The sequence below is a fragment of the Streptomyces sp. NPDC013187 genome, from assembly GCF_042899705.1.
Lineage (GTDB): Bacteria > Actinomycetota > Actinomycetes > Streptomycetales > Streptomycetaceae > Streptomyces > Streptomyces hawaiiensis_A.
Window position 1 is genome coordinate 582,473 of record NZ_JBIBAF010000001.1, and the last position, 23,824, is coordinate 606,296.

Below are 23,824 nucleotides of genomic sequence, written 5' to 3' on the forward strand. Positions count from 1 at the left end.
GTTCCATGCGAACCGACTCTTCTCCCGGCACCCTGCCGGCGCGGGAGCACCTCCCGGCCGCACCAGCCGGTACGCCTGTCCTGGACGTAGTGATCCCCGTCTACAACGAGGAGAAGGACCTCCAGCCGTGCGTCCGCAGACTGCACGAGCACCTCGACCGGACGTTCCCGTACGCGTTCCGCATCACGATCGCGGACAACGCCTCCACGGACACCACCCCGCAGGTGGCGCGGCGACTGGCGGCGCAGATCCCCGAGGTGACCACCTTCCGCCTGGAGCAGAAGGGGCGCGGCCGGGCTCTGCGGGCCGTCTGGTCGGCCTCGGACGCCCCGGTCCTCGCCTACATGGACGTGGACCTGTCCACCGACCTCAACGCCCTGCTGCCGCTGGTGGCGCCGCTGATCTCCGGTCACTCCGACCTCGCGATCGGCTCCCGGCTGGCGCGCAGTTCCCGGGTGGTGCGCGGACCCAAGCGGGAGTTCATCAGCCGGGCCTACAACCTCATCCTGCGCGGCTCGCTCCAGGCGCGGTTCTCGGACGCCCAGTGCGGCTTCAAGGCGATCCGCCGGGACGTGGCGCAGATACTGCTGCCGCTCGTCGAGGACACCGGCTGGTTCTTCGACACCGAGATGCTGGTGCTCGCGGAGCGCGCGGGGCTGCGGATCCACGAGGTGCCGGTCGACTGGGTCGACGACCCCGACTCGACCGTGCACATCGTCAGGACCGCGACCGACGACCTCAAGGGCGTGTGGCGCGTCGGCAGGGCCCTGGCCACCGGCTCGCTGCCGCTGGACCGGCTCGCCCGGCCGTTCGGCGACGACCCGCGCGACCGTGACCTCGAGGACGTGCCGAAGGGACTGGCCCGCCAGCTCGTGGGGTTCTGCGTGGTCGGCGCCCTGTCCACCCTCTTCTACCTGCTGCTCTACAGCGGCTTCCGGGTGTTCACCGGCTCCCAGACCGCCAACGCCCTCGCCCTGCTGGTCTCGGCGGTCGCCAACACCGCGGCCAACCGGCGGCTCACCTTCGGGGTGCGCGGGCGCGGCGGGGCCGTACGGCACCAGGCGCAGGGCCTGGTCGTCTTCGGGATCGGACTCGCCCTGACCAGTGGCTCGCTCGCGGCGCTGAACGCGGCGACCTCCGAGCCCGCCCACTCCACCGAACTGGCCGTCCTCGTCGCGGCCAACCTGGCGGCGACCGTGCTGCGCTTCCTGCTCTTCCGGGCGTGGGTGTTCCCCGACCGGCGCGAGGACGACTCGGCGCCCGTCGCCTCGTACGGCACCACCCCGTTCCGCGCCGGTGACGTCGCGGACTCCTGGCGGGACACCACCGTGCAGTTGCTGCCGGTGCGCCCGCACGACACCGATGCGAGGGACTCGCGATGACCGTCCACTTCGACCAGCAGATCACCGACAGAGGCACGGATCCCGGCATCCGGACGCGGCCCCCGGAGCCCGTACCGGCTCCGCACGCCGGTGCCCCCGGCCGGACCTTCCCGCAGCGGCTGTGGCGCGGCCGCCCCGAGGACCCCCGCTGGGCCCGCCCGGCTTTCCTCGCCCTGCTGCTGGCGACGGCCGTGCTCTACCTGTACGGCCTGAGCGCCTCCGGTTACGCCAACTCCTTCTACTCGGCGGCCGTACAGGCCGGCAGCCAGTCCTGGAAGGCGTTCTTCTTCGGCTCGCTGGACGCGGCGAACGCCATCACAGTGGACAAGCCCCCGGCCGCCCTGTGGCCCATGGCCCTGTCCGTAAGGCTCTTCGGCCTCAGCTCCTGGGCGATCCTGGCGCCCGAAGTCCTCATGGGTGTCGGCACGGTGGCCGTCGTGTACGCGGCCGTGCGCCGCCGGTTCAGCCCCGCGGCCGGTCTGATCGCGGGCGCCGTGCTCGCGCTCACCCCCGTCGCGGCGCTGATGTTCCGCTTCAACAACCCCGACGCGATGCTGGCGCTGCTGATGGCGGTGGCCTGCTGGTTCGTCATCCGCGCCCTGGAGGACGGCCGCACGAAGTGGCTGCTGTGGGCCGGTGCCGCGGTCGGCTTCGCCTTCCTCGCCAAGACGCTCCAGGCCTTCCTGATCCTGCCGCCGCTCGCCCTCGTCTACGGCGTCTGCGCCCCGGTGACGGTGAAGAAGCGGATCGGCCAACTCGCCGCCGCTCTGGCAGCGATCGTCGTCTCCGGTGGCTGGTGGGTCGCGATCGTCGAACTCTGGCCCGCGTCCTCCCGCCCGTACATCGGCGGTTCGCAGAACAACAGCTTCCTGGAACTGACCTTCGGCTACAACGGCCTGGGCCGCCTCAACGGCGATGAGACCGGCAGCGTCGGAGGCGGCGGTGGCGGCGGGAACACCGGCGGCAACTGGGGTGAGACCGGCTGGGACCGGCTGTTCAGCTCCTCCGTCGGCGGCCAGATCTCCTGGCTGATCCCGGCCGCGCTGATCCTGCTCGTGGCGGGGCTGGTGGCCACCCGCAAGGCGAAGCGCACGTCGGTGACCCGCGGTTCGTTCCTCGTCTGGGGCGGTGCGCTGCTCACCACCATGCTGGTCTTCAGTTACATGCAGGGCATCTTCCACGAGTACTACACGGTGGCCCTCGCCCCCTACATCGCCCCGCTGGTCGGGATGGGCGCGGCGCTGCTCTGGGAGAAGCGCGACAAGGCGTGGGCCTCGCTGACCCTGGCCGCCGCGATGACGGCGACCGCGGCCTGGGGGTACGTCCTGCTCAACCGCTCCTCCGACTACCTGCCCTGGCTCAAGTGGCTCGTCCTGGTCGGCGGTCTGACGGCGGCCCTCGGCCTGATCTTCGCCGGCCGGCTCGGTCGCCGACTGGCCCTGGGTGCGGCCGGGCTGGGCCTCGTCGCCGCGCTGGCCGGTCCGGCGGCGTACACCCTCACCACCGTGAACGAGGGACACACCGGCTCGATCGTCACGGCGGGTCCGGCGGTCGCCGGCGGTCGCGGCGGCCCGGGCGGTGGCGGTGGTCCGGGCGGCGGCGGTTTCCCCGGCGGTGGCGGCGGCTTCCCGGGTGGAGGACAGAACCAGCAGAACGGCAACGGAAACGCTCAGGGGCAGCAGGGCAACGGCTTTCCCGGTGGCGGGTTCCCGGGCGGCGGCCAGAGCCAGCAGGGCCAGAACCGGCAGAACGGCGACGGCGGTCGTACGGGCGGTATGGGCGGCGGTGGCGGTGCCGGCGGTCTGCTCAACGGCGCCAGCGTCAGCTCCGAGGCCAAGAAGCTGCTGGAGACCGACGCCGACCGGTACACCTGGGCGGCGGCGGCCGTCGGCGCCCAGAACGCGGCGAGTTACCAGCTCTCCACCGGTGCCCCCGTGATGGCCATCGGCGGCTTCAACGGCACCGATCCTTCCCCGACTCTGGCCCAGTTCAAGCAGTACGTGGCGGACGGGAAGATCCACTACTTCATCGCCTCGGGCGGCATGGGCGGTGGCATGGGCGGCAGCGGCGAGGGCTCGTCCTCCCAGATCACCTCCTGGGTGGAGGCCAACTTCAAGAAGGTCACGGCCGGTTCGGCCACGTTCTACGACCTCACCCAGAGGGCGGGCAGCTGACCCCGCTCCCGACCGGACGAAGGGCGGTGGCCGAAAGCCACCGCCCTCCACCGTCTCCGGCCGAAACGCCGTTGTACGCCGTATAGGGAGTGTTCTACGGTGTACAACATGACGACGTCCCCACAGGAAAAGGCCGCGCCTCAGACCGTGCAGGGCGGCCACCCCCAGCGCTGGCTGATCCTCGGTGTCATCTGCCTCGCGCAGCTCACCGTGCTGCTCGACAACACGATCCTCAACGTGGCCATCCCCTCGCTCACCCGCGAGATGGACGCCTCGACCGCCGACGTCCAGTGGATGATGAACGCCTACGCGCTGGTGCAGTCGGGCCTGCTGCTCACCGCGGGCAACGCCGCCGACCGCTACGGCCGCAAGCTGCTGCTGATGTCGGGCCTGACGATCTTCGGCCTGGGCTCGCTGGCGGCAGGGCTCTCCCAGAGCCCGGGCCAGCTGATCGCGGCCCGCGCGGGCATGGGCGTCGGCGGCGCGCTGCTGATGACCACGATCCTCGCGGTCGTCGTGCAGATCTTCGACGACCAGGAGCGGGTGAAGGCCATCGCGCTGTGGTCGACGGTCAGTTCGCTCGGCTTCGCGGCCGGCCCGCTGATCGGCGGGGTGATGCTGAACCACTTCTGGTGGGGCGCGATCTTCCTGATCAACATCCCGGTCGCGCTGCTCGGCCTGGTCGCGGTCGCCGCGCTGGTGCCGGAGTCCAAGCACAAGGCCGGTGACCGGCCCGACCTCCTCGGCGCGGTCCTGTCGACCATCGGCATGACATCGGTCGTGTACGCGATCATCACCGGGCCCGAGCACGGTTGGACCTCCGCGCAGGTGCTGGTCTCGGCGCTGATCGGCCTGGTCGTGCTGGGTCTGTTCGTGCTGTGGGAGCTGCGGACGCGGCATCCGATGCTCGACATGCACTTCTTCCGCAACCAGAAGTTCGTGGGCGCGGTCGCGGGCGCGATCCTCGTGGCGTTCGGCATGACGGGGTCGCTGTTCCTGCTCACCCAGCACCTGCAGTTCGTCCTCGGGTACGAGCCGCTGGACGCCGGGCTGCGGACGGCGCCGCTGGCGCTGACCGTCGTCGCGCTCAACTTCACGGGGGTCGGGGCGAAGCTGGTGCTGAAGGCCGGTACGCCGGCGGCCATCGCGCTCGGCATGACCCTGGTGTCAGCGGGGCTGGCGGCGATCGCGCTGCTCGGAGGGCACGGGTACGGCGGGATGCTGCTCGGGCTGATCGTGATGGGGGCGGGTGTGGCGCTGTCCATGCCGGCGATGGCCAACGCGATCATGGGCGCGATACCGCCGGAGAAGGCGGGTGTGGGAGCGGGGATCAACGGGACGCTCGCGGAGTTCGGCAACGGGCTGGGTGTCGCCGTCCTGGGGGCGGTGCTCAACTCGCGGTTCGCGTCGTTGGTCGCCGTGTCGGCGGCGTCGTTGCCGGCGGCGTTGGCGGCGGCGGACTCGGCCGAGGAGAAGGCGCGCATCTCCGACGCGTTCGCCTCCGGGCTGGAGACGAGTCAGCTGGTGGGGGCGGTTGCCGTGCTGGCGGGCGGATTGGTCGCGGCGGCGTTGCTTCGGCGGGCTGAGCGGGCAGAGTCCGCCTAGGAGCTCGGGGCTGGTCGTAGCGCGCGGGTGCGGGTCCGTCGTGGTTGATCGCGCCCACGCGGCGGGGCCGCACATCGGCACAGCCCCGCGCCCCTGAGAAGACGGCGCGTCTAGCATGAGCGGCGCTGAAAGATCGAGGAAGGTGCGCCATGGCGAAGGCAGCCGAGAAGGCCGCGCGGTCCAGCGTCTGGCTGGAGGGCACGGCGCACCGGCGGCGCGGTGGCGGGCAGCCCTCGGGACTGGACCGGGACCGGATCATCGAGGTCACCGTGCGGCTGCTGGACGCAGAGGGCCTGGCCAAGTTCTCCATGCGGCGGCTGGCCGGCGAGCTGAACGTCACCGCGATGTCCGTCTACTGGTACGTCGACACCAAGGACGACCTGCTCGAACTCGCCCTCGACAAGGCCATGGGCGAGATGCGGCTGCCCGACCCGGCCGCCGACGAGGACTGGCGGGATCAGGTGCGGGCGCTCGCCCGGGAGTACCGGACGCTGCTGGTGCGGCACCCCTGGGTGTCCGCGCTGGTCGGGGTCTTCCTCAACATCGGCCCGCACAGCCTGGCGTTCTCCCGGCTCGTCCAGCACGTCGTCCGCAGGACCGGCCTGCCCGCGAAGCGCCTGACGAGCACGATCTCGGCCGTATTCCAGTTCGTCTACGGCTACGGCACCCTGGAGGGCCATCTCGCCTCCCGGGCCGCGGCCGGCGGTGTGAGCGTGGACGAGTACTTCCAGCAGGCCCTGAGCGCGGTGACCGCCGCCCCGCAGGCCGCCGACGTCCTGCGGGAGTCCCGGGAGATCATGGCGGCGCGCGGGGGCGACACGGTCGCCGAGATGCTGGAGCGCGACTTCGAGTTCGCGCTGGAGCTGCTGATCGCGGGCATCGAGGCGATGGTCGCCCGCGAGGCAGAAGCCTCCGAAGGCCCGTAGCCTCCGCAGCCCGGAAAGTCCGGGTGAGAGCTGACCTACTCCCCTTCGACCAGCCGTGCCGGGAAGCCGCCCGTGGCCACCGGCCCCCACCGCTCCGGCGTGATGCGGATGATCGACTTGCCCTGCTTGAGCATGGCCGCGCGGTACTCGTCCCAGTCGGGGTGCTCACCGGCGATGTTCCGGTAGTACTCGACGAGCGGTTCGACGGATTCGGGGGAGTCGACGACCTCGGCCGTGCCGTCGATCTGGACCCAGGGGCCGTTCCAGTCGTCGCTGAGCACGAGCAGGCTCACGCGGGGGTCCCGCTTGGCGTTGCGGGTCTTGGCGCGCTCCGGGTAGGTGGAGACCACGATCCGGCCGGAGTCGTCGACACCGCAGGTCAGGGGGGAGCCCTGAGGGCTGCCGTCGGCCCGCCGGGTCAGCAGGATCGCGTGGTGCCGGGGGCGCACGAAGTCGAGCAACTCGTCCAGGGACACGCGGGTGTTCGTCGCGATGTTCGGTGCCATGTGCGGCAGCCTACGACGCCAGGGCCTCGGCGAGGTTGTCGTACACGGGCACGTCCCGCCGCATCCCGGTCAGCTCCAGGACCCGGCTCGTGATCCCCTCGGGCCGGGCCACCAGACGCACCGTGGCCCCGGGGCGCAGCCGCTGCCGTACGTCGTTGATGAGGCGGATGCCCTGGGAGTCCATGAAGGAGGTCGTGGTCAGGTCCAGGACGAGGACTTCGAGCCGGTCGCCGCGGGCCCGGGCGGCGGACAGGACGAGCGGCAGCAGCTCCGCCGCGTTACAGAAGTCGATCTCGGCGGGCATGGTGAGGTGGACGCGGCCGGGGAGGTCGCGCGGTTCTGTGGGATTCGTGAAGAGGGTCACGGCTCACCTGGCAGACGTTCGTCCGGATTCCGGTAAGGCCGCTTCCTGACCCGAAGACCATTCCATCATGCGGCGGGCGGGCGGTGGAAGCCGTCCGCGGCACCGTCGGCCGGGCGTCACCCGGAGGCAACCGAGCAGTTAGAGTGCTGTCCGTCCTGTGCTCGCAGTCGGGAATGTGCTGCGGAGCTCTCCTGCGCACGGCCATGGCCGTGCATGCCGAAGAGGTTCGTGGTGGCTGCGTCCGAGTTTCCTGATTTGCCCCGTTTTCCGGCTGGCGTCGAGTTGGCCGAGGCTCTCACGGTGGCTTCTCAGCAACTGCACGAGACCCTCACGCCCCACAGCACACTGCGCACGGCCGTCCGGCTGGCCGTGCATCTCATGCCGGGGGCCGAGCACGCCGGCATCTCCGTCATCGAGCGCAACAACAAGCTGCGCACGCTGGCCTGGACCGACGAGGTCGTGCGCTCCGCCGAGGCCCGGCACACCGGTCGTGAACAGCACGGGCTGTGGGACCAGTTGTGGAACAACCCGGTCGCGCGGATAACGGACAGCGAGGCCGACGACGGCTGGGACGTGCTGGCGGCGCTGGGGCTGCGCTCGGCGCTGTCGTTGCGACTGCGCGCCGACCGCCGCCGGCTGACCGTGCTCACGGCCTACGCGAGCAAACCGGGCGCCTTCGACGAGGAGGCCACGCGCGTCGGCCGGTTGTTCAGCGCGCACGTCAGCATCGCCCTGGACTCCGCGACCGTGCGTGAGCAGCTCACCGAGGCCATGCACACCAGGGACCTGATCGGCCAGGCCACCGGCATCCTCATGGAGCGCCAGGGCATCGACGCGGCCGCGGCCTTCGAGAGCCTGGTGCGGGCCTCCCAGCGGGAGAACGTGAAACTGCGTGACCTCGCCCGCCGGATCGTGGGCGGCAACTCCCCCTGACGTGACGTGGATTACGTCAGGGGCGTGTTCGCGGGATGACGGGATACCCGTACGGCCATGAGTTCCGAGACGTCCGACACGCTGGACCAGGCGATGGTGCGCAGCAGCGGTCTCGACACCCTGCTGCGCGATGTGACCGACCGCGCGGTGCGGGACGTGCCCGGCGCCGACGCCTGCAGCATCACCGTGCGCCGCGCCGGCCGGCTGCTCACCCTGGCCGGCAGTGACGGCATGCCCAGCGGCCTGGACCTGCGCCAGTACGAGAACGGCTCGGGGCCCTGCGTCGACGCGGCCGGGACCGGCGAGGAGCAGTACGCCCCGGATCTCGCCGAGGAGTCCCGCTGGCCGGCGTACCGGGAGTACGCGCTGTCCGTGGGCGTCCGCTGTGTGCTGGCGGTGCCCGTCGTCGTGGAGAGCGAGAGCGACAAGGGCGCCGCGCTCAACTTCTACGGCGCGCGGGCCGGGGCGCTGGCCCCGGGCCGGGACGCGGCCCGTGCCTTCGCGGCCCGGGCCGGGGACGCGATCGACATGGCGCTGCGCATCGAGCGCCGCCACCAGTCGGCGGCCGACGTGCGCACCGCGCTGCTCTCCCGCAGCGTCATCGACCAGGCGATCGGCATCCTGATGGCCCGGGAGCGCGTCGACGCGCGGAGCGCGCTGGAGCGGCTGCGCCGGGCCTCGCAGGACCGGAACGTCAAACTCCGTGATCTGTGCGGCCAGTTGGTGGCGCGGGTGTCCGCCCCGGACTCACGCCGCCGGAAGTGACTCGCCCTGCACGGCCTGGATGTCCAGCTCCACCTTCAGCGTCGTGCCGATGGCGGCGATGCCGGCCTGCAGGACCTGGTTGTAGTTCATGGCGAAGTCCTCACGGTGCAGTTCGGTCGTCGCGCGGAACGCCGCCCGGGTACCGCCCCACGGGTCCGGACCCGTGCCGAGGTAGGCCAGATCCAGGTCCACGGGCCGTACGACCCCGTGCATGCCCAGCTCGCCGTGGACGGTCCACCGGTCGGACCCGGCCGCCGTCAGCCCCGTCGACCGGAAGGTGATCTCCGGGAACCGCTCGACGTCCAGGAAGTCCGGCGACTTCAGGTGCCCGTCGCGCATGCCGTTGCCGGTGTCGATCGACGCGGCCCGGATCACCGCCTCCACCCGCGACTTGGTGACGTCGTCCGGGGCGATCTCGATCGCGCCGGAGAACTCCGTGAACCGGCCGTGGACGCTGGAGATGCCCAGATGCTGGGCCACGGCGGCCACGCTGGAGTGCACCGGGTCGACGGTCCACGGCCCGGGCGGCGGCAGCTCGGTGCCGCCCTGCCGGGCCAGTGTCACGGTGCCGACCTCGGCCCGCCCGCTCGCCGTGACGATCACGCTGGAGGCCGCGGGCGCGTAGCCCACCGCCGTGACGATGACGGTGTACGCCCCCGGCTCCATCGGCGTCGCGTCCCGCACGGCGCCCTCCGCGTCGGCCTCGGCCCGCAGCACCTGCGCGCCGGTCATGTCCGCCACCGTGACGACCGCGTGCGACACGGCCCATCCATCGCGGGTACGGATCCTCGCGGTCAGTCCCATCTCAACTGCTCCTCAGAAAGAAACCGGCCCGCGACAGGGGGCGCACCTCCGCTCAGAGCGCGCCCACCTGCCACGGGCCGGGGTCGTTGCTACTCGCCGGGGTGGGCGAGTTCGATGTCGTGGGCGTCGGTGCCGGCGCCCGTGACCGTCAGGGCGGTGGCCACCGGCGGGTAGCCCGTGGCGATGACCGTGTACTCGCCGCCGTCCAGGTCGGTGAAGGCGTACGCCCCGTCCGTCCCGGTCGTGGCCGAGCCGACGACGTTGCCCGCCTGGTCGACCAGCGTCACCCGGGCGTCGGCCAGCGGCCCGTGCGGGGCGCTGACGACACCCTGGACGCGGGCGCCCGAGTCCAGGTCGATCTCGACCCGGGTGACCCCGGTGCCGCCCACCTCGACGGGCAGGGCGCGCGGCCGGTACCCGGCGGCGTTCACCGCGACGGTCACCGCCCCCGGCACCAGCTCGGCGAAGGAGAACTCGCCCTGCTCACCCGTGGTCCCGTTGGCCAGCAGGTCGCCGCGCACATCCGTGACGATGACCATGGCGTCCTTGACCGGCTGCCCGCCCTCGGCGGCCCGCACCAGGCCGGTCAGCCCGCTGGTGCCGCTGAGCAGGATGTCGTAGGCGACCGGCTCGCCGTTCACCACGACCGTGGAGGCCTGCGGCTGGAAGCCGTCGGCGGAGGCGATCAGGACGTACGAGCCGGCGCCCGGGGCGTCCACGGCGTACGAGCCGTCGGCCTGCGCCACGGACCGGCCCAGCTGACGCCCGCCCAGCGAGATCAGCGTGACGGCGGCCTGCGGCACGGGCGCGGACTCGTTCCCGCGGACGAACCCGCGGACGGGGACGCCGGGGGCACCACCGGAGGTCTCCTCCGGACGCTCCGCGGTGGCGACGGCGGCGAGCCGCTGGGTGCCCTCGGGCCCGGTGCCGTCGGTGGCCCCGGTGTCGGCCACGGCCCAGCTCGGCGCGGCCTTCTCCGCGGCGGGAGCCTCGACGGCGACCGCTTCGGCGGGGGCCACGGCAGGCGTCTCGGGCTCGGCGGCCTGCGCCAGTCCGCCCTTCGTCTTCAACGGGACCTCCTTGATGAACAGCGACACCAGCAGAGCGAGCAGCGCCATCGGTGCCGAGTAGAGGAAGACGTCCGCGACACCGTGGCCGTAGGCGCTCTCCACGACGGTGCGGATCGGGGCGGGCATCGCGTCGAGGTCGGGGATGCCGCCACCGCCGGTGCCGGCGTGACCGAGGGCCGCGCCCTTCGCGCCGAGGTCGGCGAGGCCGTCCTTGACGTAGTCGGTGATCTTGTTGCCCAGGACCGCGCCCAGCGCCGAGACGCCGACGGCACCGCCCAGGGACCGGAAGAAGGTCACCGTGGAGCTGGCGGCGCCCAGGTCGCCCGGCTCCACCTGGTTCTGCGTGCAAAGCACCAGGTTCTGCATCATCATGCCGATGCCGAGACCCATCAGCGCCATGAAGATCGCTATGTGCCAGTACTCGGTGTCGTAGCGGATCGTGCCCAGCAGACCGAGGCCGGCTGTCACCAGCACACCGCCGGCCAGCAGCCATCCCTTCCAGCGGCCGCTCCGGGTGATGATCTGCCCGGAGACGGTGGAGGAGACGAAGAGACCCGCGATCATCGGGATCGTCATCACGCCGGACATCGTCGGCGACTTGTCCCGCGCCAACTGGAAGTACTGGCTGAAGAAGACGGTGCCGGAGAACATCGCGACGCCGACGAACAGGGACGCGATGGAGGCCAGCGTGATGGTGCGGTTGCGGAACAGCCGCAGCGGGATGATCGGCTCGCTGGCCTTCGCCTCGACGAGGACGAACAGCGCCAGCAGCACCACGGAGCCACCGACCATCGCGTACGTCTGCCAGGAGAGCCAGTCGTACTTGTCACCGGCGAACGTCACCCAGACCAGTAGCAGGCAGACGGCCGCGGTGATGAAGAAGGCGCCGGCCCAGTCGACCTTGACCTTCCGCTTCACGACGGGCAGGTGCAGGGTCTTCTGCAGCACGATCAGGGCGATCACCGCGAAGGGCACGCCGACGTAGAAGCACCAGCGCCAGCCGAGCCAGTCGGTGTCGGTGATGACACCGCCGACCAGCGGACCGCCGACCATGGCGGTGGCGAAGGTGGCGCCGAGGTAGCCGTTGTAACGCCCGCGCTCACGCGGCGAGATCATCGCCGCCATGATGATCTGGGCCAGCGCGGACAGACCGCCCATGCCGATGCCCTGGACCGCGCGGAAGGCGATGAGCATGCCCGGGTTCTGGGACATGCCGGCCGCCGCCGAACCCAGGACGAAGACGACCAGCGCGAGCTGGATCAGCAGCTTCTTGGAGAACAGGTCGGCGAGCTTGCCCCACAGCGGGGTGGAGGCCGTCATCGTCAGCAGGGACGCGGTCACGACCCAGGTGTAGGCGCTCTGGCCGCCACCGAGGTCGCCGATGATGCGGGGCAGGGCGTTGGAGACGATCGTCGACGACAGGATCGCGACGAACATGCCGAGCAGAAGGCCGGTGAGGGCCTCCATGATCTGCCGGTGCGTCATGGGAGCGCCGTCGCCGGAGGGGCCGTGGGAGCCTCCCCCGTGCTTGGCATGAGCCCGCACACCGGCTGGTGTGGTCGTTGCCATGGGCTTCCTTTTCTTACGTGCTTGCGGGTGTACGGGTGGTCTGGTCGAAAGCGGGCGGTGCGGCCCGGGTCCCGGGACGGCAGTCGAAGCTCTCCCTCAGCCGCGCCATGAGGTCCGTGAGCTGGCCGACCTCTTCGTCGGTCCAGTCGCTCAGGCGCTCGGCGAGGACCTCCGTGGTCCGCCGCGACAGCTCGTCGAGCTGTGTGTGGCCCGCGGGTGTGAGGCGCAGGATGCGTGAGCGTTTGTCCGCCGGGTCGGGGGAGCGCTCGATCCAGCCCCGGGCCACGACGTGTGCGACGTGGCGGCTGGTGACCGACATGTCCACCGCGAGCAGCTCGGCGAGCTTGCTCATGCGCATGTCGCCGTGACGGCCCAGCAGGGTCAGCACGGCCGCCGACCCGCCGGGGCACTCGGCGGGCATGATCCGTCCGAGCTCCCGCTTCACGGCGCCGAAGGCGCTGAACTGGCGGACCAGCTCTTCGTACTGCGCCTTTTCGGCCATGACACCTCCCGCTTTCGTTGCTTAGGGCAACCATAGGAGCTGTTGGTTGCTGCAGGCAAATAAAAGAGGGTGGTGCGGTACAAAAACTTGGCAAAGGCAAGTATTGCGGGAGTAAACGTGCTGGTGGCGAGCCCGGCGGTAGGGGTCACTCGACCCCAAACGGAACCCGAACCCCCACTTGGGGAGCCCCGCCGTTTTCGCTAGGGTCTCGGGCCATGGCTAACAACCAGGCCCCGCAGGGCAATCACGACCCCGCCGGCAGCACCCAGATGTTCCGCGCGTTCGTCGACGAGGCCCCGCAGGGCCGTCAGGCGGCGGCACCCTCCAGCAGCGGCCCGCGCATCGGCCTCATCCTCGGCGTCGTGGTCGCCGTGGCGGTCATCGCGGCGGTGGCTTGGCTGGCGCTGGCGTAACACGCAAGCAGGACCACTCAGTACCGGTGCTGCCGTCCCCAGCGGCACGCATGCGGCGGCACGCGGAGCACGAGCACCCCACCGAAGCGGCACAGGCACAAGGCGCGGCCCCAACGACCGCGCCCAGCCTCCGCCAGAGTCCGTGAGGACATGCTCAGTCCGAGATCAGGCCTTCCCGGAGCTGCGCCAGCGTCCGGGTCAGCAGCCGGGAGACGTGCATCTGCGAGATGCCGACCTCCTCACCGATCTGCGACTGCGTCATGTTCGCGAAGAACCGCAGCATGATGATCCGCCGCTCACGGGGCGGCAGCTTCGCCAGCAGCGGCTTCAGGGACTCCCGGTACTCCACACCCTCCAGCGCGGTGTCCTCGTACCCCAGCCGGTCCGCCAGCGACCCCTCGCCGCCGTCGTCCTCCGGCGCCGGCGAGTCCAGCGAGGACGCGGTGTACGCGTTCCCCACCGCCAGCCCGTCGACGACGTCCTCCTCGGACACGCCCAGCACGGAGGCGAGTTCGGTGACCGTCGGCGAACGGTCCAGCTTCTGCGAGAGCTCGTCACTGGCCTTGGTCAGAGCGAGCCGCAGCTCCTGCAGTCTGCGCGGCACCCGCACCGACCACGAGGTGTCCCGGAAGAACCGCTTGATCTCCCCGACCACCGTCGGCATCGCGAACGTCGGGAACTCCACGCCCCGTTCGCAGTCGAACCGGTCGATCGCCTTGATCAGCCCGATCGTGCCGACCTGGACGATGTCCTCCATCGGCTCGTTCCGGGAGCGGAACCGCGCGGCGGCGTACCGCACGAGCGGGAGGTTGAGCTCGATGAGCGTGTCGCGGACGTACGCACGCTCGGGGCTGTCCTCGTCGAGCGCGGCCAGCCGCAGGAACAGGGAGCGGGACAGGGTGCGGGTGTCGATGGGGCCCGCGGTCGGAAGGACCGGGACGGGCTCGGCCACGAGGGCCGGAGCCTCATCGATGGAGCCGAGTGAGTCGAGAGCATGGGGAGCTGACTCGCTCTCCGCGAGCGTGAGCACCTTCGAGCTGCCCTGTTCTGCGGACATGCCACCCCCTTTGGGTCGCGGGACGGTCGCGGCGGACGCTCCCGTCTGAGGAACGCAGCCTTCACCTGAATACCGGAGCCGGAGCTCCGGCAAACGCGCTTCCCGCAGAATGTCACATGTCGGCAACACGCTGTAGTGACATGTCGACATCTGAGACGCGAATACGCCCTGCAAACAAGGGGTCTGACGGCTTTTCGGCTTTCAACTGTCGGCAACCGCCCTGATGAGCGATTCCCTCCCCGCGGTGACCTCTCGCTCGCGTTTGCGGTTACGCGTCGATCCGGTTCGCAGACCGCAACCTCTGGAAGCTACGCGCGAGTAGCCGCGACACGTGCATCTGCGAGACGCCGAGCTCCGCGGAGATCTGGGACTGCGTGAGATTGCTGTAGTACCGCAGCAGCAGGATCCGCTGCTCCCGCTCGGGCAGCTGGACGAGCAGGTGCCGGACGAGGTCCCGGTGCTCCACGCCGTCCAGCGCGGGATCCTCGTAGCCGAGCCGGTCCAGCAGTCCCGGCATCCCGTCGCCCTCCTGCGCGGCCTCCAGGGAGGTCGCGTGGTACGACCGCCCGGCCTCGATGCAGGACAGCACCTCGTCCTCGGTGATGCGCAGCCGCTCGGCGATCTCCGCGGTCGTCGGGGTGCGTCCGAAGGAGGTCGTCAGGTCCTCCGTCGCGCTGTTGACCTGCACCCACAGCTCGTGCAGCCGGCGCGGCACGTGGACGGTGCGGACGTTGTCGCGGAAGTACCGCTTGATCTCGCCGACGACGGTCGGCATCGCGAACGTCGGGAACTGCACGCCCCGGTCCGGGTCGAAGCGGTCGATGGCGTTGATGAGCCCGATCGTGCCGACCTGGACGACGTCCTCCATCGGCTCGTTGCGGGAGCGGAACCGGGCGGCCGCATAGCGCACGAGCGGGAGGTTGGCCTCGATGAGCGCCCCGCGCACGCGGTCGTGCTCCGGCGTGCCCGGCTGGAGCTCCTTGAGCTGCGCGAAGAGGACCTGGGTGAGGGCCCGGGTATCGGCACCGCGGCTGCTCCGCTGGGGCGCGGCCGGAGTGCCTTCCGGCGATGCCGCCTGAGGGGCCGCGGCTTGAGGGGTCGCGGCTTGAGGGGGCGAGGGTGCCTGAGGGGGCGAGGGCGGTGCCTGAGGGGACGAGGGTGACGCTTGAGGGGACGGTGCCTGAGGTGCGGTACTGGCCAGCACGGTCAACTCCACCTCGTCATCGGCAACTCATCCGTCAACTCTTCCATCAAAAGCGGTCATAGCATCACAAGACATGCACTCTGTGTGCAAGCACCCCATAACTACGTGTTGAGGGATGAAAGCCAGACGAATCCTCACGCAACGGAAAAGCCCCCTGTCGAAACGACAGGGGGCGGAAGCGGCCGGTCCCGGAGCCGGTCTCAGAACTCGTAGTCCGCGATCACCCACGTGGCGAACTCCCGCCACAGCGCGACCCCGGCCTGGTGCTCCGGGTGCTCCACGTACCGCCGCAGGGCGTCCGCGTCGTCGCAGGCGGAGTTGATGGCGAAGTCGTACGCGATGGGACGGTCGCTGACGTTCCAGCCGAGCTCCCAGAAACGGAGCTCCGGGATCTTGTCGCCGAGCGCGCGGAAGGCCTCGACGCCCTTCACGACCCGGGGGTCGTCGCGCTCGACGCCCTCGTTGAGCTTGAAGAGCACCAGGTGGCGGATCATCACTTTGCTCCGTTCGCGACCCACGTAGCGAAATCGCCGAGAGCCCCGGCGGCGTCCGATATGCCCTGGAACCCTATCTGGACGTAGTCGGCGGCCTTCTTGGGGTCCGTGACGATCACGTACATCACGAAGACCACGACGACGTAGACGGCGATCTTCTTCGCGTTCACCGCCATCGCGGCCTCCCATGTCACTGGTGTCCCATGCAGCGCACATGATCGCACGAAGGTCCGAACACACGAAGAGCCTGATCGCACGACGATCACGGCGAGCCGGCGCAGGTTGCGTCGGCGCTTCGCTGCTCGCCCCGTCGCGGTCTTCTCAGGCCACCGCTCGGCGGTCATGCTTGCGGGCACGCACTGAGCCGGGGCGCTGTCGGCTCGGTGTTCGACGGCTGAAGCGGGGGAGAGCGAGCTGTGTCACTTGATCTTGCCATCAATCTGGCCGCGTCGTTCGTGGCCTTCCTGATCGGCTGGCTGGCCCGCAATCTCCTCACGTATTACCGCGACAGCCGTCCGGTGGCCCGCCTGTGGCGGATCGACCGGCAAACTCCCGTGACCGCTGTCGTCGGCAGTGCGCGTGAGAGGCGGATGCTCTGGGAGGCGGACGCCTTGGCAGCGATGAACGTCCGCCTCAGTCTCGCCCGTGAGCTCAAGATCCATTCGATCGGCACCGTGAGATCGTCCGCCTTCAGCATGGCCGGACACGCAGAGGACAACGTGGTCGTCATCGGTGGACCCGCGATGAACGAGGTGTGGAAGACGTACGTGAGCAGGTTGGACGTGCCGTACGAGTTCCAGATCGTCGGTGACCGCTATCGCATTGTCACCCGGGAAACCGGCGCGTCGTTCGGCGAGCTGAGGGGCGCCGACGTCGAAGTCGAGCAGGATCACGCGCTGGTGATCTTTGCTTGGAACCCCTTCGAGCCCCGCAGCAGGTTGATCATGATGGCGGGCTGCGGCTACCTGGCCACCTTGGCCGCCCCTGCCGTCTTCTCTCCTGACTCGGCCAGGAGACTCGGCCGGCGATTCGACACGGCCAAGCCGTTTGCGCTGGTCCTCTCGGTGGAGGACATCAACGGCTACATGTCCAAGCCCAAGATCGTTGCGTGGCAGCAGTTCGCCCAACAGACCGGGAGTTGAGAAGAGACGGAGACGAGCGAAGGGTCCGGCTCGATGAGCCGGACCCTTCGTCCACAAGCGGTAGCGGAGGGATTTGAACCCTCGGTGACTTGCGCCACACTCGCTTTCGAGGCGAGCTCCTTCGGCCGCTCGGACACGCTACCGAGGGAGACCTTACAGCAAGGAGCCGCGTGCTTTGAAATCGGTATTCAGCGACCGCGGAAGAACTCCGTGAGCAGCCCGGCGCACTCCTCGGCGAGCACGCCCTCGATCACCTCGGGCCGGTGGTTGAGCCGCCGGTCCCGGACGACGTCCCAGACGGAGCCGGCCGCGCCGGCCTTCTCGTCGCGGGCGCCGTAGACGAGCCGGTCGACGCGGGACTGCTGGATCGCGCCCGCGCACATCGTGCAGGGCTCCAGCGTGACCACGAGGGTGCAGCCGGCGAGCCGCCACGCGCCGAGGGCGGCCGCGGCCCGCCGCAGGGCGAGGAGCTCCGCGTGGGCCGTGGGGTCGCCGCCGGCCTCGCGTTCGTTGTGCCCGGCCGCGAGCACGGTCGTGCCGTCCGGGGCCAGGACGACGGCGCCGACGGGGACGTCCCCGCCCCGGACGGCCTCGGCGGCCTCGTCCAGGGCGCGTCGCATCGCGGGCCGCCAGGGGTCCCGGACCGGATCCGGGACTCCCGCGCTGCCACGACCGGTCAGCGGACGGTCTCCAGGGTTTCGGAGGCGCCCAGGGACTCGGCGATCTCGGTGACGGCGTCCGTCGACATCAGGCGCAGTTCCTTCTCGCTCACACCGAGGTCGTCCAGGATCAGGGCGTCGCCGACCGGGCCGTGCGGCACGTCGGCGGCCCCGGCGGTCCCGGGGCTCTCCGCCGCATCGTCGTCGTCCTCGTCGGATTCACCGTCCTCGGTGCCGTCGAGATCGAGGGCGTCGAGGACGTCCCCGTCGTCAGGATCCCGACCGAGCAGCTCGTCGGTGAGCAGGATCTCGCCGTAGCTGCTGCGGGCAGCGGCGGCGGCGTCCGAGACGTAGATCCGCGGGTCTTCCTCGCCGTCCACGCGGACGACGCCGAACCAGGCGTCCTCCTGCTCGATGAGCACGAGCACCGTGTCCTCGTCGGGGGAGGCTTCACGGGCCAGGTCGGCGAGATCCGACAGGGTTTCCACATCGTCGAGCTCTGTGTCGCTCGCTTCCCACCCGTCTTCGGTGCGCGCGAGCAGTGCGGCGAAGTACACCGTGACTCTCCCACTGGTCTTAGGCGTGCCGGTTGGGGGTCCCCCCGGCGGAGGTTACGGGCGGGGAGTGCTCGTCCGAGCCCCACCCACTCGGAATCGTGGCAGAAACAAGGCGTTCAGGGGACGTCTTCGGCTCCCTGTGTCCGGCAGTTCTGCTCGCACGCCCGTTGCCGCCACCTGCGGATCGTACGCGGCTTTGCCCCGCTCCACGCACGGTCACCCGCGACAATCTCCGCGCGGTTCGTGATCTTTGCCGGGGGTTTCCTCACCCGTTTCCTACCAGCGGAAGGTGCGCATGCGCATGGCGTGCCGCAGCCGGGCCGTCTTGGCGCGGCGCGGCTGGACGCGGTCGCGCAGCGCCCGGGCCTCGGCCAGATCGCGCAGGAACCGGGCACGACGCCGGCGCCGCTCGGCGTCGGACTCGTCGGCCCCGTCCGTCCGGTCGGGCGTCGGGCCCGTCCCCGGCCACATGCGCGGCAACGTATCGTCTCGGAATTTCCGGTCCGGCATCAGGTTCACCACCCCTAGTCCGTCCTTTCCGCTTTCCCCCGGACGGGCGGTTTGACGCCGGTGATCGGGTGACGGCCGGACGGCGGGCTTGCCGTGCGGTCCGGGGCACCCCGCCCGGCTAATGTTGTGGACATGCGTCTCCACGTCGTCGACCACCCGCTGGTCGCCCACAAGCTCACCACGCTGCGCGACCAGCGCACCGACTCAGCGACCTTCCGCCGTCTCGCCGACGAGCTGGTCACCCTGCTCGCCTACGAGGCCACGCGTGACGTGCGCACCGAACAGGTCGACATCCAGACGCCGGTCGCGCGGACCACGGGCGTCAAGCTGTCGCATCCGCGCCCGCTGGTGGTGCCGATCCTGCGGGCCGGGCTCGGCATGCTGGACGGCATGGTCCGGCTGCTGCCGACCGCCGAGGTGGGCTTCCTCGGGATGATCCGCAACGAGGAGACGCTGGAGGCCTCCACGTACGCGACGCGGATGCCGGAGGACCTGTCGGGACGTCAGGTCTACGTGCTCGACCCGATGCTCGCCACCGGCGGCACGCTGGTCGCGGCGATCCGCGAGCTGATCCGGCGTGGCGCGGACGACGTGACCGCCGTGGTGCTGCTGGCCGCGCCGGAGGGCGTCGAGATCATGGAGCGCGAGCTGGCGGGCACGCCGGTGACGGTCGTGACAGCTTCGGTCGACGAGCGGCTGAACGAGCACGGCTACATCGTGCCGGGCCTCGGAGACGCGGGGGACCGGATGTACGGGGCGGCCGAGTAGGCCGGACGGGCCTCTCAGCACCCCTTCTTCGTCGTGGGCGCCGGCTCGGGCGTGGCCAGCTTGGTCAGCGCCCGGTCGGCGTCCGGCTTTTTCGCCAGCTCCTTGAAGCCGTCCCCGATGACGAGGTCGACGGCGGCGCCCTTGCGGGCCGCCTCGGTACGCCGTTCGGCGCCCGGGAGCTGGGTGCCGAGCACGGGCAGCGTGGTGTCGAGCGCGGCGGCTGGGCCGAGCAGCAGGCCGGTGCCCTTGACCTTCTTGTCGTACTGCTTGGTCGCGTTGCCCACGTCGCCGATCTTGAAGCCGCGCTTCTTGAGCTCGTCGGCGGTCTTCTTCGCCAGGCCGCCGCGGGTGGTGGCGTTGAGCACGTTGACGGTGATCGTGCGGGGCTCGGGCAGGGGCTTGACGCTGGGCGAGGGACTCGCCTTGGTCTTGATGCCGCAGTCGGTCCCGTCGCCGGCTGCCGAAGCCTCTCTGCCGCCGCCGGTGAAGACGTCGATGAGCTGCAGCGTGCCCCACCCGCCCACACCGAGGACGACGACGGACGCGACGGTCAGGACGACGAGCCTGCCGCGCCGCCGGGGCCGGCGCATCTTGGGGTACTTGTTGCCCGTGATGCGGTACTTGCCGCCCATGCCGGGGGGAGTCAGCATGCTCATGAGCGCAGCGTAGTGCGCCCGGGCGACGATGCCTACTAGATGATCATTCGACGTCGCCCAGCGGAACCCGAAAGGGCCAACCCGCGACCGCCGGGGATCAGTCGAGCTCGAGCACGCGCGCGTGCAGCACCTGACGCTGCTGGAGTGCCGCCCGCACCGCACGGTGCAGTCCGTCCTCCAGGTACAGGTCGCCCTGCCACTTCACGACGTGCGCGAAGAGGTCGCCGTAGAACGTGGAGTCCTCGGCGAGCAGTGTTTCCAGATCGAGCTGACCCTTGGTCGTCACGAGCTGATCGAGGCGGACCGGGCGCGGCGCGACGTCCGCCCACTGCCGGGTGCTTTCCCGGCCGTGGTCGGGGTACGGCCGGCCGTTTCCGATGCGCTTGAAGATCACACGGAAAGCCTACCGGTCAAGACCTTCCGGGCGCAGCCATGGCGAGCGAGTGCGACGCTGAAAAAATCAATACAAGGCGGTACGAACCCGGAACAGGTGCGTGAATATGCCGGATCGCGAGACCATGCCGTCGGCGCCCGCTCCGGAAGTGTCCGAGCGCGCCGCCGCCCTCCCCCAGGACGCCCTGCGGATCGCCTCCGGCTACGCCTTCTCCGGCCCGGCCCTGCATCTGGGCGCCCTGCTGTGGGACGGGCAGTGCCTCCCGGACGCGCAGATCCGGGTGCCGCTGGCGATGCTCAACCGCCACGGGCTGGTCGCGGGCGCCACCGGCACCGGCAAGACCAAGACGCTCCAGCTGATCGCCGAGCAGCTGTCCGCCCAGGGCGTGCCGGTGTTCCTCGCCGACATCAAGGGCGACCTCTCCGGGATCGCCGCGCCGGGCCGCCCGGACGCCCGGGTCGAGGGCCGGGCCGCGGACGTCCACCAGCGCTGGGCGGCGACCGGGTTCCCGGCCGAGTACTTCGCCCTCGGCGGCATCGGGCGCGGCATCCCCGTCCGGGCCACGGTCACCGGGTTCGGCCCGGTGCTGCTGTCCAGGGTGCTGCGGCTGAACCGGACCCAGGAGCAGTCGCTCGCGCTGATCTTCCACTACGCCGACAGCAAGGGCCTGGAACTGATCGACCTGAAGGACCTCCGGGCTGTCGTCACCTTCCTGACCTCGGACGAGGGCCGGCCGGAGCTGAAGACGATCGGCGGTCTGTCGGCGGCCACGGCCGGGGTGATCCTGCGGTCCCTCACCGCCTTCGAGGCGCAGGGCGCGTCCGGCTTCTTCGGGGAGCCGGAGTTCGACACGGCCGAGTTGCTGCGTACGGGTGAGGACGGACGCGGTGTCGTCTCGGTCCTGGAGCTCAGCGCCGTACAGGACCGGCCTCAGCTGTTCTCGACGTTCCTGATGTGGCTGCTCGCCGATCTCTTCCACGATCTGCCCGAGCTCGGCGACGTCGACAAGCCGCGGCTGGTGTTCTTCCTCGACGAGGCGCACCTGCTCTTCGACGACGCCTCCGAGGCGTTCCTGGAGTCGATCACACAGACCGTGCGCCTGATTCGCTCGAAAGGGGTCGGGGTCTTCTTCGTGACGCAGTCCCCGAAGGACGTACCGTCCGAGGTCCTGGCCCAGCTGGGCAACCGTGTCCAGCACGCGCTGCGGGCTTTCACCCCCGACGACCAGAAGGCCCTGAGCGCCACGGTGAGGACCTTCCCCAAGTCGCCCTACGACCTCGAAGAGGTGCTGACGAATCTGGGGACGGGGGAGGCGGTCGTGACGGTGCTGAGCGAGAAGGGCGCCCCGACCCCGGTCGCCGCGACCCGGCTGCGGGCACCCGAGTCGCTGATGGGGCCGCTCGGGCAGGAGGCCCTGGAGCGGGCCGTGGGCGGGTCCGCGCTGTACGAGCGGTACGCGCGGGCCGTGGACCGGGAGTCGGCGTACGAGCGACTGGAGCGCGGCAGGGGCGCGAAGGGGCCCGACGAGATGCGGGATGTGGCTTCCCGGCGGGAGGAACGGCCGTCCGCCGTGGAGCAGGTGGCCGGAAGCGGGGTGTTCAAGTCCCTGGCCCGGTCGGTCGGGGCGCAGATCGGGCGGGAGATCACGAGGTCGCTGTTCGGCACGGCCCGGCGTCCGGGACGGCGGAGGCGTTAGGCCGACGGATTCTTTCGGGGTGGCGGGGGCGTCGGGCGATGGAGTCTTTCAGCGGCGGTGGCGGGGGCGTTGGCCCGATGGAGTCTTTCGGGGTGGCGGGGGCGTTGGCCCGATGGAGTCTTTCGGGGTGGCGGGGGCGTTGGCCCGATGGAGTCTTTCGGGGTGGCGGGGGCGTTGGCCCGACGGAGTCCTTCAGGACGGCGGAGGCGTGGGTCCGCCTCCGCCGCGCGGTGGGTCAGCCGCGGTCTTCTCTTCTCCCCTTCGGGGGCTGCGGCGGCTTCCGCGTGTCCGGCTGGGAGTGGGGCTTGGGGGTGCTGCGGGCGGCCTCCGCGCGCAGCAGGGCGCGCAGGACCGCGTACGGGTCTTGGAGCATGGCTGGTTCCTCGTCGTTCCTCGTCGTGCTTGCTGGTTCCGTGCCGGACGGACGGCCGGGCCGGGCGTGGCCGGTCCTGTCAGCAGCGCAGGACCTCGGAACGCAGGGGGCGAGGATCGTGCGGTGGGCTCGGCGGTACGGGCAGGGACCGCTGCGTGGCGCCGGCGGGCCCGGGGCCCGGGAGCGGGGCCGGGGACGGTGGGGCTGCGACGCGGCGGACGCCCCGGGCCGGTGGGCGCAGGGCTGTGTCGAGGAGGTCGCACTCGACGGTGGTGTTCTCCCCGGAGACGGGGGCCGTCCATCCCGAGTGGGCCTCGGCGTGGGCGCCCGGTACGAGGAGGGCGAGCAGCAGGACGAGCACCCGCGGCCAGGCGTGCCGGCGCGGGCCGCGGGGGACCGGCTGCGGTGCGGGGGTCACGGGAGGTCATTCCCCGCGGCGGCCACGCCGTTCATCCCGCCTGCCGCGACATCCGCTCGCTCGGCCCAGGCGGGCGCGACATCCGCTCGCTCGGCCCAGGCGGGGGAGCCGCTCGGTGGCTCGGTCATGGTCCATGCTGCGACCGGGCCGAAAGCGGATGCCACCCGGAACGGACCAGGCGGCTGACGTGCCCCAGCCTGGCCGCGCGCGGGGGGTGGGCCGGGAAGTAGCCCCCCGGCCCGGGTCTGCCGGGCCGGGGGCCTACTTGTCGGAGGCCTTCGCCGCCTTCGCCGCTGCCTTCATCTCCTGCTTGTGCGCCCGTACCTTGACCAGCGACTCGGGACCCGTGATGTCGGCGACCGAGCGGAACGAGTCCGGCTCGCCGTAGGAGCCCGCCGCCTCGCGCCAGCCCGTGGGACGCACTCCGAGCTGCTTGCCCAGCAGGGCGAGGAAGATCTGGGCCTTCTGCTTGCCGAAGCCGGGCAGCTCGGCGAGGCGCTTCAGCAGTTCCTTGCCGGTGCCGACGTCCTTCCAGACGGCCTCGGCGTCACCGTCGTAGTGCTCGACGAGGTACTGGCACAGCTGCTGGATCCGCTTGGCCATGGAGCCCGGGTAGCGGTGCACCGCCGGCTTCTCGGAGAGCAGCGCGGCGAAGGCCTCCGGCTCGTGCGCGGCGATCTCGTGCGCGTCCAGGTCGTCCGTGCCGAGCCGCCGGGCGATCGTCGCCGGGCCCTTGAACGCCCACTCCATGGGGACCTGCTGGTCCAGCAGCATGCCGACCAGCGCGGCGAGCGGACTGCGGCCGAGCAGCGCGTCGGCCTCGGGATCCTGGGCGAGGTGAAGAGTGACGTCCATGCCCCGATCATCCCCCGGGGCGGGCCCG

General features: G+C 70.8%; 27 protein-coding genes and 1 tRNA gene. 10 read left to right on the forward strand and 18 right to left on the reverse strand.

What is annotated here, in order from left to right; translation table 11 throughout:
* Nucleotides 1-5 precede the first annotated feature (5 nt).
* From ACFY5B_RS02705 to ACFY5B_RS02720, 4 genes are all read left to right on the forward strand, one after another.
* Entirely contained in the window at nt 6-1,382 is a 1,377-nt protein-coding gene (locus ACFY5B_RS02705; RefSeq protein WP_389963445.1) for a glycosyltransferase, read from the forward strand.
* Complete coding sequence (locus ACFY5B_RS02710) at nt 1,379-3,556, forward strand: ArnT family glycosyltransferase (RefSeq protein WP_389963448.1); 2,178 nt, start codon at nt 1,379-1,381, stop codon at nt 3,554-3,556. The genes ACFY5B_RS02705 and ACFY5B_RS02710 overlap by 4 nt, the downstream gene beginning before the upstream one ends.
* A 108-nt stretch (nt 3,557-3,664) precedes the next feature.
* Nucleotides 3,665-5,161, forward strand: a complete 1,497-nt coding sequence (locus tag ACFY5B_RS02715) for an MFS transporter (protein WP_389963451.1) — start codon at nt 3,665-3,667, stop codon at nt 5,159-5,161.
* Between the two features lie 149 nt (nt 5,162-5,310).
* Nucleotides 5,311-6,087 carry a TetR/AcrR family transcriptional regulator gene (locus tag ACFY5B_RS02720; RefSeq protein ID WP_389963454.1) on the forward strand — a complete coding sequence of 259 codons (777 nt, stop codon included), beginning with the start codon at nt 5,311-5,313 and terminating at the stop codon, nt 6,085-6,087.
* Nucleotides 6,088-6,122: 35 nt separating this feature from the next.
* Here the strand turns inward: ACFY5B_RS02720 and ACFY5B_RS02725 are convergent, their stop codons facing one another.
* Both ACFY5B_RS02725 and ACFY5B_RS02730 read right to left on the reverse strand, forming a co-directional pair.
* Nucleotides 6,123-6,593, reverse strand: a complete 471-nt coding sequence (locus tag ACFY5B_RS02725; RefSeq protein WP_389963457.1) for a PPOX class F420-dependent oxidoreductase — start codon at nt 6,591-6,593, stop codon at nt 6,123-6,125.
* A gap of 10 nt (nt 6,594-6,603) precedes the next feature.
* Nucleotides 6,604-6,897, reverse strand: a complete 294-nt coding sequence (locus tag ACFY5B_RS02730; protein ID WP_389963701.1) for an STAS domain-containing protein — start codon at nt 6,895-6,897, stop codon at nt 6,604-6,606.
* Nucleotides 6,898-7,170: 273 nt separating this feature from the next.
* Between ACFY5B_RS02730 and ACFY5B_RS02735 the strand changes: the two genes are divergently transcribed.
* Nucleotides 7,171-7,890, forward strand: a complete 720-nt coding sequence (locus ACFY5B_RS02735) for a GAF and ANTAR domain-containing protein (protein ID WP_389963460.1) — start codon at nt 7,171-7,173, stop codon at nt 7,888-7,890.
* 57 nt (nt 7,891-7,947) lie between these two features.
* The gene (locus tag ACFY5B_RS02740) at nt 7,948-8,655 is read left to right on the forward strand and encodes a GAF and ANTAR domain-containing protein (protein WP_389963463.1); all 708 of its coding nucleotides are present in this window, start codon (nt 7,948-7,950) and stop codon (nt 8,653-8,655) included.
* Here the strand turns inward: ACFY5B_RS02740 and ACFY5B_RS02745 are convergent.
* From ACFY5B_RS02745 to ACFY5B_RS02755, 3 genes are all read right to left on the reverse strand, one after another.
* Nucleotides 8,638-9,459 (reverse strand): YceI family protein, encoded by an 822-nt coding sequence (locus tag ACFY5B_RS02745; protein ID WP_389963466.1) that lies wholly within the window; start codon nt 9,457-9,459, stop codon nt 8,638-8,640. The genes ACFY5B_RS02740 and ACFY5B_RS02745 overlap by 18 nt on opposite strands.
* Nucleotides 9,460-9,548: 89 nt before the next feature.
* Nucleotides 9,549-12,098: an MFS transporter gene (locus ACFY5B_RS02750; protein ID WP_389963469.1), complete on the reverse strand. Its 2,550-nt coding sequence runs from the start codon at nt 12,096-12,098 to the stop codon at nt 9,549-9,551.
* A gap of 13 nt (nt 12,099-12,111) precedes the next feature.
* Nucleotides 12,112-12,600 (reverse strand): MarR family winged helix-turn-helix transcriptional regulator, encoded by a 489-nt coding sequence (locus ACFY5B_RS02755; protein ID WP_104779001.1) that lies wholly within the window; start codon nt 12,598-12,600, stop codon nt 12,112-12,114.
* Nucleotides 12,601-12,815: 215 nt separating this feature from the next.
* Here ACFY5B_RS02755 and ACFY5B_RS02760 point away from each other — a divergent pair, with 215 nt between their 5' ends.
* Entirely contained in the window at nt 12,816-13,013 is a 198-nt protein-coding gene (locus ACFY5B_RS02760; RefSeq protein ID WP_062927793.1) for a hypothetical protein, read from the forward strand.
* Nucleotides 13,014-13,167: 154 nt separating this feature from the next.
* Here ACFY5B_RS02760 and ACFY5B_RS02765 read toward each other — a convergent pair whose 3' ends face one another.
* The 4 genes from ACFY5B_RS02765 to ACFY5B_RS02780 form a co-directional block, all read right to left on the reverse strand.
* Nucleotides 13,168-14,070 (reverse strand): RNA polymerase sigma factor SigF, encoded by a 903-nt coding sequence (locus ACFY5B_RS02765; protein ID WP_389963474.1) that lies wholly within the window; start codon nt 14,068-14,070, stop codon nt 13,168-13,170.
* Nucleotides 14,071-14,338: 268 nt separating this feature from the next.
* Entirely contained in the window at nt 14,339-15,274 is a 936-nt protein-coding gene (locus ACFY5B_RS02770) for an RNA polymerase sigma factor SigF (RefSeq protein WP_389963477.1), read from the reverse strand.
* Between the two features lie 200 nt (nt 15,275-15,474).
* The gene (locus ACFY5B_RS02775) at nt 15,475-15,768 is read right to left on the reverse strand and encodes a Dabb family protein (RefSeq protein WP_389963480.1); all 294 of its coding nucleotides are present in this window, start codon (nt 15,766-15,768) and stop codon (nt 15,475-15,477) included.
* Nucleotides 15,768-15,944, reverse strand: a complete 177-nt coding sequence (locus ACFY5B_RS02780) for a hypothetical protein (RefSeq protein WP_389963483.1) — start codon at nt 15,942-15,944, stop codon at nt 15,768-15,770. The genes ACFY5B_RS02775 and ACFY5B_RS02780 overlap by 1 nt, the downstream gene beginning before the upstream one ends.
* 240 nt (nt 15,945-16,184) lie before the next feature.
* Between ACFY5B_RS02780 and ACFY5B_RS02785 the strand changes: the two genes are divergently transcribed.
* A complete protein-coding gene (locus tag ACFY5B_RS02785; RefSeq protein WP_389963486.1) occupies nt 16,185-16,910 on the forward strand; it encodes a hypothetical protein in 726 nt (241 codons plus the stop codon).
* Between the two features lie 58 nt (nt 16,911-16,968).
* Here the strand turns inward: ACFY5B_RS02785 and ACFY5B_RS02790 are convergent.
* The 4 genes from ACFY5B_RS02790 to ACFY5B_RS02805 all read right to left on the reverse strand — a co-directional run bounded on the left by ACFY5B_RS02790 (nt 16,969) and on the right by ACFY5B_RS02805 (nt 18,597).
* Nucleotides 16,969-17,053 (reverse strand) — tRNA-Ser (locus ACFY5B_RS02790).
* 45 nt (nt 17,054-17,098) lie between these two features.
* Nucleotides 17,099-17,530 (reverse strand): tRNA adenosine(34) deaminase TadA, encoded by a 432-nt coding sequence (tadA, locus tag ACFY5B_RS02795; protein WP_389963489.1) that lies wholly within the window; start codon nt 17,528-17,530, stop codon nt 17,099-17,101.
* A 56-nt stretch (nt 17,531-17,586) separates the two neighbouring features.
* Nucleotides 17,587-18,126 carry a hypothetical protein gene (locus tag ACFY5B_RS02800; RefSeq protein WP_389963492.1) on the reverse strand — a complete coding sequence of 180 codons (540 nt, stop codon included), beginning with the start codon at nt 18,124-18,126 and terminating at the stop codon, nt 17,587-17,589.
* Between the two features lie 276 nt (nt 18,127-18,402).
* On the reverse strand, nt 18,403-18,597 hold the full coding sequence (locus ACFY5B_RS02805) for a hypothetical protein (protein ID WP_389963493.1): 195 nt from the start codon (nt 18,595-18,597) through the stop codon (nt 18,403-18,405).
* 171 nt (nt 18,598-18,768) lie between these two features.
* On the opposite strand from ACFY5B_RS02805, the gene upp reads away from it, so the two are divergent.
* Nucleotides 18,769-19,404, forward strand: coding sequence for a uracil phosphoribosyltransferase (gene upp, locus ACFY5B_RS02810; protein ID WP_104778992.1), 636 nt, complete (start codon nt 18,769-18,771; stop codon nt 19,402-19,404).
* A 14-nt stretch (nt 19,405-19,418) separates the two neighbouring features.
* Here the strand turns inward: upp and ACFY5B_RS02815 are convergent, their stop codons facing one another.
* Together ACFY5B_RS02815 and ACFY5B_RS02820 are read right to left on the reverse strand one after the other, a co-directional pair.
* On the reverse strand, nt 19,419-20,036 hold the full coding sequence (locus ACFY5B_RS02815; protein WP_389963704.1) for a LytR C-terminal domain-containing protein: 618 nt from the start codon (nt 20,034-20,036) through the stop codon (nt 19,419-19,421).
* A gap of 121 nt (nt 20,037-20,157) precedes the next feature.
* Nucleotides 20,158-20,454: a type II toxin-antitoxin system VapB family antitoxin gene (locus ACFY5B_RS02820; protein WP_003999914.1), complete on the reverse strand. Its 297-nt coding sequence runs from the start codon at nt 20,452-20,454 to the stop codon at nt 20,158-20,160.
* A 106-nt stretch (nt 20,455-20,560) separates the two neighbouring features.
* On the opposite strand from ACFY5B_RS02820, the gene ACFY5B_RS02825 reads away from it, so the two are divergent.
* The gene (locus tag ACFY5B_RS02825; protein ID WP_389963496.1) at nt 20,561-22,150 is read left to right on the forward strand and encodes a helicase HerA-like domain-containing protein; all 1,590 of its coding nucleotides are present in this window, start codon (nt 20,561-20,563) and stop codon (nt 22,148-22,150) included.
* Between the two features lie 235 nt (nt 22,151-22,385).
* Here ACFY5B_RS02825 and ACFY5B_RS02830 read toward each other — a convergent pair whose 3' ends face one another.
* The 3 genes from ACFY5B_RS02830 to ACFY5B_RS02840 form a co-directional block, all read right to left on the reverse strand.
* Nucleotides 22,386-22,523 (reverse strand): hypothetical protein, encoded by a 138-nt coding sequence (locus tag ACFY5B_RS02830; protein ID WP_389963499.1) that lies wholly within the window; start codon nt 22,521-22,523, stop codon nt 22,386-22,388.
* 79 nt (nt 22,524-22,602) lie between these two features.
* Nucleotides 22,603-22,941 carry a hypothetical protein gene (locus ACFY5B_RS02835; RefSeq protein WP_389963502.1) on the reverse strand — a complete coding sequence of 113 codons (339 nt, stop codon included), beginning with the start codon at nt 22,939-22,941 and terminating at the stop codon, nt 22,603-22,605.
* A 261-nt stretch (nt 22,942-23,202) separates the two neighbouring features.
* A complete protein-coding gene (locus ACFY5B_RS02840) occupies nt 23,203-23,796 on the reverse strand; it encodes an HhH-GPD-type base excision DNA repair protein (RefSeq protein WP_389963505.1) in 594 nt (197 codons plus the stop codon).
* Between the last annotated feature and the right edge of the window lie 28 nt (nt 23,797-23,824).